This is a genomic window from Faecalibacterium longum (assembly GCF_040094125.1).
In the GTDB taxonomy this organism is placed as follows: Bacteria; Bacillota; Clostridia; order Oscillospirales; family Ruminococcaceae; genus Faecalibacterium; species Faecalibacterium longum.
The window spans coordinates 1-7,196 of sequence record NZ_JBBNIH010000027.1; the positions used below are offsets into that span (position 1 = coordinate 1).

A 7,196-nucleotide genomic window follows, 5' to 3' on the forward strand; every position below is an offset into this window, starting at 1 on the left:
ACAGCACACCATGCCATGGCGGTCGGGCTCCATGCCGTACATCTCTCCCACCTGCCGAACGGTGATGGCGGACTTGACAGTTTGATACAGGCTCAAGGGCATTCCTCCTTTGTTTCGTGCGTTTCACCAGAGTACCCAGCGTGGGAACTCTGGTGTTTTTTTGCCTTGTGCCTGAATATACGGAAAATTTTGCAGGAAGGGCGAAAAAGCGGCAGGACTGCAACGTAAAAAGAAAAATGCCCTCACCAGTTGCAGATTTGCAACAGCGAGAGCAGCGAAAAAAGTCGTATTGAACAGAACGGGCAGATATATTATAATAAGTAAAAAGATTGAGCTTTCAAAAGGAGGGCCGACCACATGGCACAGGAATATCTGCCCGCACCATCCAACGTCCGTCTTGCGGACTTGATGAAAGAACATAACATCAACCAACAGGAGCTTGCCAAGGAGATCGGCTGCTCCAAGAGCACCATAAACCGCTTTATCAGTGGGGCAAAAGGAACCCTGACCCATGAGCAGGCACTGAAAATCGCAAGGCTGTTCAACGTATCTACGGATTTTCTGCTGGGAGAAACAAATATCCCTGATCGCAAAAACTACGACATTGCCGAACTGGGCTTGTCCGTAGAAGCAGCAAAGAACCTCTACACAGGGCGCGTCAATACAGAGGTAGTCAACTTGCTGCTGGAAAACGCCCGCTTTGCAGAGCTTACTTACCGTATAGCACAGTATTTTGATGATACGTTTGCGTCCGGCATTGCGGCACAGAATGCCATGCTCACGACATTGAGCACCCTGCTGCGCACAAAGGTCAAAACCCCGGCAGCAGCTAAAGCCGCAAAGGACATCAGCCTTCGGAGAAAGCCAGTGTATCAAGGCGACCTTGATGACATTGAGATGTACTTCATGGCGGCGGTCAAGGAAATCAAAAAGGGCATCGGGAGCCATTACGCCGAACAGGAAGCTATGAGCAAGAAAGTGGCAGAGAAAATGTTTACGGAATTGACAAAGGGGCAGGACGTGCAGCACCCAACGATTACAGCAGAGCAGTTGACGGATGCAATGTTGGACAGCGTTTCGGGCATGGAGGGAGCTACGCCGGAAGCACTGGAGCAGCTGCGGAGTGGCCTGTTGGGAATCTTGCAGTCTGCCGCAGAGCAGGAAAACGCCTATGAAGCAGACGAATGAACGGCTTTGTGCGCTGGCACAGAAAGGCGGTGCCGCCGCACTGGACAGCCTGATCGAAAACAACAAGTCCTTTATCGGCAAGGTGGCAAACGACCTCTTCCGCAGCATGAATCTGGCACAGTCTGGCTTGAACCTTGACATAGACGATTTGAAACAGGCGGGCAATCTTGGCTTATGGAAGGCCGTGCCAAAGTTCGATGCAGCGCGCGGCATGAAGTTCCTGACTTATGCGGCTCCTGCCATCCGTAATGCTATGATGGACATGGTGCGGGATGCCTTTGCCGCTTTTGAGCAGCGGATGGTGACAGAGGACAAGTGCTGCCAGCGCGTTTCGCTGGACGATGTTCTGCCGGGAGAGGAACAACTGCGGCGCATCGAAGCCATAGCTGACCCTTATGCCATGCAGCCACAGAGCATTATGGAGGAACAGGAATCGCGACGGGAGCTGTACGATGGTCTGAACCGGCTGACCCAGCGCGAGCAGACTTATCTGCTGTACCGCTATGGCTTCACCGATGGCGAGGAACATCCGCTGATCGGCACGGCGATATACTTTCACCTGACAAAAGGCCGCGCCAAAAAGACGGAGGAACAGGCTATGGATAACCTGTGGTTGGAACTGCCGTGGTGGTTTATATGAATAGGCAGAGAGATTGTATTAAATTGAGTGAATTACGATAGAGAACAAAAGCTAATCTTCCCTTGTTCGACGCTCTTTAATAATCTTATAAATTGGAAACCAATAGACAATAACGATGATAAGGCATGTGATTGCTAACGCACTATAGATGAAAGATTTCATAAGCACAGCCATAATCATAAAGATGAAAAAAAAGAATATCCACGGCGACTGTGCTGATTTATACAAAGCTAGTTTATCTTCAAGGGTAGTATATAATTCAAATGGCTTTCCATCATTCTTTTTTTCGACAATCAATAATTCTTTGTTAAGTGTCGTCTTAGGCGTTGATAGCTTTCCACCTGATTCAGCCCACGGACGAAATTGTACTTTGGCAAGAGAGTAGTTTAGATTAATGTTCTTGAAAAAAACAACGTATCCTAAGCTTTGAAGAAATTCAACATACTTGTCTGAGCTTTCACGACTCTTGTGACCAATATAATCAATCTTATATTGATATTCCCCCGGAGTGCATGTTTCAAACTCATAGATAGCCCGTGATGTATTTATTAAGTGATACCCTTGTTGGGACATTCTATTAAGCCATTTCTCTTGTAAGGATAATAGACAACCAAAAAAACGTACCTTTTTGTAGCGCATATTAAATCTCCTTTGAAATCCTTTCCGCTAAGTCGATTAATTGATGAAGTCGATCTATTTCGGTTTGGACAGCCTCCTTTCCAGAAGGTGTTATTAAATATACTTTTTTTCTGCTTGTACTTTCAGTGCTTTGTAATTTAATCCATCCTTTTTGTTCTAACGAGGATAGAGCACCATATAATGTCCCTGCTCCTAATAATACCCTTCCGTTTGTTACTTCCTCAACAAATTGAATGATTGCATATCCATGCCTTGGTTCATAAAGGGACAAAAGTATTAAATCTGTAACTTCTGTAAGGGTTCCCCCTTGCACATAGTCTTTCATAGAACCTCCGCTTCGAATATGTGCCCTTTATCCAAATTGATTGTCACATCGGCTAAATCCACTATATTTTTGTCGTGTGTAGAAATTATAATGATTCGATTTTTCTTTATTGAGGTTAAATATTTTTTGAGGTCATCAATACTGTCTTTATCCAATGCAGAGGTTGGCTCATCCAATAGAATTATAGAAGGATTGTGCACCAATGCTCGCATAAGCGTTATTTTTTGCTTCTCGCCACCAGATAGAGTAATGAATCTATTGTCGATAGGAGTGTCGACACCTTTTTCTAATTTATCAAACAACCCGCGTAAATGTAAGATGGAAATCAACTTATTCCCAATGACTGTATCGTTGTGCACAGAATCAAGATAGATGTTGTAGCGTATGGTGTCATCGAATACAATTGGCGTTTGCTCGCAAAAACCAATCAATGTGCGGCGTAAAGTGTAAACATCAAGTGCTTTAATAGAATAATTATCGTAATAAATATCCCCGATGATATCACTGTTGTATAATCCAACGATGGCATTGAGTAACGAGCTCTTTCCGGAACCATTTGCGCCCATCAGAACATATATCTTTGACTGTTCGAATATTAGGTTTACATTGGATAGTATTTGCCTCTTGTTCAAAATAAGTCCAAGATTATTGAGTTTGATCTGTTTGACCTGCTTTGGACAAGTATCCCCAATAAGCTCCTCTGGAATATCCAGTAGAGCATTTAGCCGCTCGTATGAAACATTGGTATCTTGAATGTTTTTTCCAAGAGAAAAAAAGTAGCGAATAGCTGAAAGCGTCATTGAAAAATAAGTGGTGATAATAGTGAATTCTCCTATTGTCATTTGTGATTGAATGACTTTGAATCCCCCATATATAAACAAAAAAATGCGTCCAATAGTTATAATAACTGTATCCCAAGCAGAGAATTTGTATGACTCTTTTTGATACTTTAATGCAGAGCACATTAAAGTATCAAAATATGAAGTCATTTTATCCGAAAATGAATTAACAATTGAAAACAGTTTGATTTGTTTTATGGTTGAGAGTTGGCTGTACAACTTCGAAAAAAAGAAAGCCTGACTTTCTTTTAAATTATAGCTACTTCTGTACAGTGGAGCTCTGAGAAAGAAGTATCCTATGCAGTAAAAAGGAATAAGAATAAAAATAAATAGAAAGATTGCGGGATTGTATGAGAAAACAATGAAAAGGCCCAACACGATTGTAAATAAATTAACGATGATGTTTTGAAAAAGAGAAATGCAAAAGGTCGAAACAACATTTGAGTCGCTATTTATCTTTTGACTGAGAGAAGAGACGTCTTTTCCGGCGAAAAAAGATAAAGAAACTTTCTGTAAGTGTACAATAACTTTTCTGTTAAGATCAAATGCGATAGTGGTTTGAAGTTTTGCATATAGTCTATTGCAAATATATCCTATAAATAGTCCTAATAAACTGGCAACGGCAAAGATAACTGCAAATAAGAGGATTCCGTTTGCTCCATTTCCACTTGTCAGAAAATCTATGAACGTACCATTGATATATGGAACAATCAATGAAAAGATACTTGAAAAGATGCAAATTGCGATATAAAGAAAAAGCTGTCTGCGGCATTTGACAAGTGAATTTTTACATAGATTAAAAAAACGATTCAAGTTATTTACTTTTTGACCTCCACATTTGTTTTGATCTTTTCGTTCACAAAATGCAAAATTTGCTTTTCAACAACGCCTTTCGTTTTAAAACAACCTGGCGCATGATACGTTTTAGATTGATTGTAACTAACGGAACCGCAACCGCCGCCACAGACCGGTAGATACACGCATTCTCGACATTCATGATTCTCCAAAGGGTCTCTTGTCATCCAATCGTAGAATGCGTATGTTTTATTGATAAGATTACCCTCGGAATCAATGGTTCCAACTCTATGCTGCTCAAATCCTGCGTGTTCCCAGCATTTATAAACGGAACAATCTGGAGTAACTGTAAATTGGCTATCACTATATAATCCGCAGAACATCCATCGTTGCATTGGACGGGGAGTATAAGCAAATCCGTTTACTTGTAATTCATTCCACAGGTGCTCAAGAACATCGCTAATTTCACTATCGGCAAAGCAGTTTCCAGCATAAGAGGAGCAAGCACTTGTCGAACTTCTAACAATGCCAAAATCAATAGAGGCACAAGTTAAGTTTTCACCATATTTTCCCAAGTATTTTAAAAGCGTGTCAGTATCATTAATATTTGTTTTATCAATGTTGATTCTTATGACGGCATTGATCTTGGGGTATGCAAGAACCTTCTTAATGGAATCTATAACGTCATTAAATGAGGGATTCCCGTTCTTATAAGGTCTTCTGGAATTGTGTGCTTCAGGCATTCCGTCAAGTGTAATTTGAACCATATTACAATTATGTTTAGAAAGTTGCTGGAGTACATAGTTATTCAGTAATGTGCCATTTGTTATTATGCCACATGAAAAGGAAATGCTATTTTGGGTGCAGTAGCTATGAAGTTCATCAAGAATGAACAAGCCCTCTTTAATATTAACTAAGGGTTCTCCTCCAAATAATACAATATACATGGACTTTGAACGTCTGCTTTTAGCTTCGTTTTTCATGAATTTTATATATTGGAGCGCATGCTCATGATCCATGGTTTCGTTTTTTTCCCCGTCACCTTCATAACAATATACACAAGAGAAATTGCACGACCAAGTTAATATAATAGTTGAGGAAAGCACTTCTGAAAAATATTTGTTTCGATTGTTAAAATATGAAAAATATCGTAGTTCATCAACAGTGTCTTCAATGATAACGCCAGCACGAGAAAACAATTCGCGGCTGCGGCAATCCAAAGACGAAATATCATTTTTCTTGATGGAATCGAGTGCTTCATAGGAAAGAAAAAATGTATTTCCCGTGAATGTATTAAAAAGAATTGGCTTATCCGTTCCTTTTTCAAACAGGACTAAATTATATCTTGAAAATTTCATATAATTACCATAGCATAGCTGCCTCGATTTAAACCTTTAAATCTGACATTGTGAAATTTTTGAATCCTAAGAAATTTTAGTCATCGAGAGAGAATGGGCCGGGAGCCGGTGTTAGGTTGAAAATACAACCGTCAACTGTACAAGCATTGATGCAAACATTCGCAACACAGCCCGCAGTTACACAAATATCTGCTGGACAGGCATTGGCACCACAGGCAGCAGTGCCACAAGCATTAATTGCGCATCCGGCATCAATAGGGCAGGCAACAGCCACACAGCCATCGTTTGAAGACTGCGTTGTATACGCATTACCGAGGTATTCAGTTTCCATGAGAAATCTCCTTTTTTTGTGCGTGAAACTATTCATAGGAAGCAGCTATGCTATGTGGCTTAGTCACTATGAAAGCTCATTTACGATGAGGTTGATGCTTCACGAAACCGTTCGGCATGGAGAATCGTACACATTGATTCGTCCAAGCTAATTATATCGTTAACCGTAATAGTAATCAAGAGTTTATAAAGCGTGTCTTTGAATTTTGTGACATTGAACAGGTTATAGAAAAGCTTTTTGTGAAATATCATGTCAAATATTGTAAGCGTGGGTTACACTTAGTAAGTGGTATCTTTAATTAAGGGAAACGGGACTGAGTGTGCCGGACATCTCGCTGTTGGTGCCGCTGGCCGAGCTTCTGCAGGGACGCCGGGTAGAGGAGGAACAGCGCTTCACCCGCGAGGAGACCGAAGACCTCATCCGCAAGGCGCTGACCTTTTCGGCAGAGCCGCCGGAGCGCCGTCAGGCGCGGACGAAGAAGTATCTGCCGGTGTATGTCATCTGCTGCGTGCTGGGCGTCGCAGAAGCGCTGGCCGTCTGGGCGGCGGGACTGGCCGACATCGAGGGAGCGCTGGCTCTGCTCATCATCGGTGTGGTTTTCGGCGTCGTCTACGGGGCGTATGCCATGTTCTGGATGGCCGAGACTCTGCCCCGCTACTACGACGAGAACCGCATCTGCAACTTTGCACAGGGTGCGTTCCACATCCACATCCCGGGCATCTATTACAACAACCGAAACTGGAAGCACGTCCTGCGGGCGTTCCGGGTCTGGTCGATGGTGTCGCTGGTGCTGGTGCCGCCCTGCACGGCGGGGGCAGTTTTCGTTGAGCGTGCCACCGGCTGGCAGGTGTGGGTCGCGGTGCTGGTGGCGTATATCGCCTCGCTGTTCGGGGCGATCGTGATACCGGCGAAGAGGTTTGAGTGAGGGAGAGGCTTTCGGGAAGGCTGTCCTTCGTACAACCTCTCAGTCTGCTTCGCAGACAGCTCCCCTGGTAGGGGAGCCTCTGGCGAAGAGGAAAAGCTTTGCGGAATGCCAAGGCCTCCCCTCGATAGGGGAGGTGTCAGCGCTTCAGCGCTGACG

At 43.1% G+C, this 7,196-nt stretch carries 8 protein-coding genes; 3 read left to right on the forward strand and 5 right to left on the reverse strand.

The window, feature by feature from the left end; genetic code table 11:
- The first annotated feature begins 357 nt into the window (after positions 1–357).
- Together AAAU26_RS00235 and AAAU26_RS00240 are read left to right on the forward strand one after the other, a co-directional pair.
- Positions 358–1,188 carry a helix-turn-helix transcriptional regulator gene (locus tag AAAU26_RS00235; RefSeq protein WP_097838887.1) on the forward strand — a complete coding sequence of 277 codons (831 nt, stop codon included), beginning with the start codon at positions 358–360 and terminating at the stop codon, positions 1,186–1,188.
- Entirely contained in the window at positions 1,172–1,828 is a 657-nt protein-coding gene (locus AAAU26_RS00240) for a sigma-70 family RNA polymerase sigma factor (RefSeq protein ID WP_227619717.1), read from the forward strand. The genes AAAU26_RS00235 and AAAU26_RS00240 overlap by 17 nt, the downstream gene beginning before the upstream one ends.
- A gap of 51 nt (positions 1,829–1,879) precedes the next feature.
- Here the strand turns inward: AAAU26_RS00240 and AAAU26_RS00245 are convergent, their stop codons facing one another.
- The 5 genes from AAAU26_RS00245 to AAAU26_RS00265 form a co-directional block, all read right to left on the reverse strand.
- Entirely contained in the window at positions 1,880–2,467 is a 588-nt protein-coding gene (locus AAAU26_RS00245; protein ID WP_097838885.1) for a DUF2812 domain-containing protein, read from the reverse strand.
- A gap of 1 nt (position 2,468) precedes the next feature.
- Entirely contained in the window at positions 2,469–2,792 is a 324-nt protein-coding gene (locus AAAU26_RS00250; protein WP_097782885.1) for a PadR family transcriptional regulator, read from the reverse strand.
- A complete protein-coding gene (locus tag AAAU26_RS00255) occupies positions 2,789–4,444 on the reverse strand; it encodes an ABC transporter transmembrane domain-containing protein (protein WP_207697741.1) in 1,656 nt (551 codons plus the stop codon). Before AAAU26_RS00255 ends, AAAU26_RS00250 begins: the two co-directional genes overlap by 4 nt.
- Before the next feature lie 5 nt (positions 4,445–4,449).
- Entirely contained in the window at positions 4,450–5,784 is a 1,335-nt protein-coding gene (locus AAAU26_RS00260) for a Cys-every-fifth radical SAM/SPASM peptide maturase CefB (RefSeq protein ID WP_227619718.1), read from the reverse strand.
- A 76-nt stretch (positions 5,785–5,860) separates the two neighbouring features.
- The gene (locus AAAU26_RS00265; RefSeq protein WP_207697743.1) at positions 5,861–6,115 is read right to left on the reverse strand and encodes a Cys-every-fifth RiPP peptide CefA; all 255 of its coding nucleotides are present in this window, start codon (positions 6,113–6,115) and stop codon (positions 5,861–5,863) included.
- A 319-nt stretch (positions 6,116–6,434) separates the two neighbouring features.
- On the opposite strand from AAAU26_RS00265, the gene AAAU26_RS00270 reads away from it, so the two are divergent.
- On the forward strand, positions 6,435–7,040 hold the full coding sequence (locus tag AAAU26_RS00270; RefSeq protein WP_227619719.1) for an XRE family transcriptional regulator: 606 nt from the start codon (positions 6,435–6,437) through the stop codon (positions 7,038–7,040).
- The last annotated feature ends 156 nt before the right edge of the window (positions 7,041–7,196 follow it).

Coding starts and splice junctions, on each gene's coding strand:
- AAAU26_RS00235 (WP_097838887.1), top strand. CDS start 358: ATGGCACAGGAATATCTGCCCGCACCATCCAACGTCCGTCTTGCGGAC.
- AAAU26_RS00240 (WP_227619717.1), top strand. CDS start 1,172: ATGAAGCAGACGAATGAACGGCTTTGTGCGCTGGCACAGAAAGGCGGT.
- AAAU26_RS00245 (WP_097838885.1), bottom strand. CDS start 2,467: ATGCGCTACAAAAAGGTACGTTTTTTTGGTTGTCTATTATCCTTACAA.
- AAAU26_RS00250 (WP_097782885.1), bottom strand. CDS start 2,792: ATGAAAGACTATGTGCAAGGGGGAACCCTTACAGAAGTTACAGATTTA.
- AAAU26_RS00260 (WP_227619718.1), bottom strand. CDS start 5,784: ATGAAATTTTCAAGATATAATTTAGTCCTGTTTGAAAAAGGAACGGAT.
- AAAU26_RS00265 (WP_207697743.1), bottom strand. CDS start 6,115: ATGGAAACTGAATACCTCGGTAATGCGTATACAACGCAGTCTTCAAAC.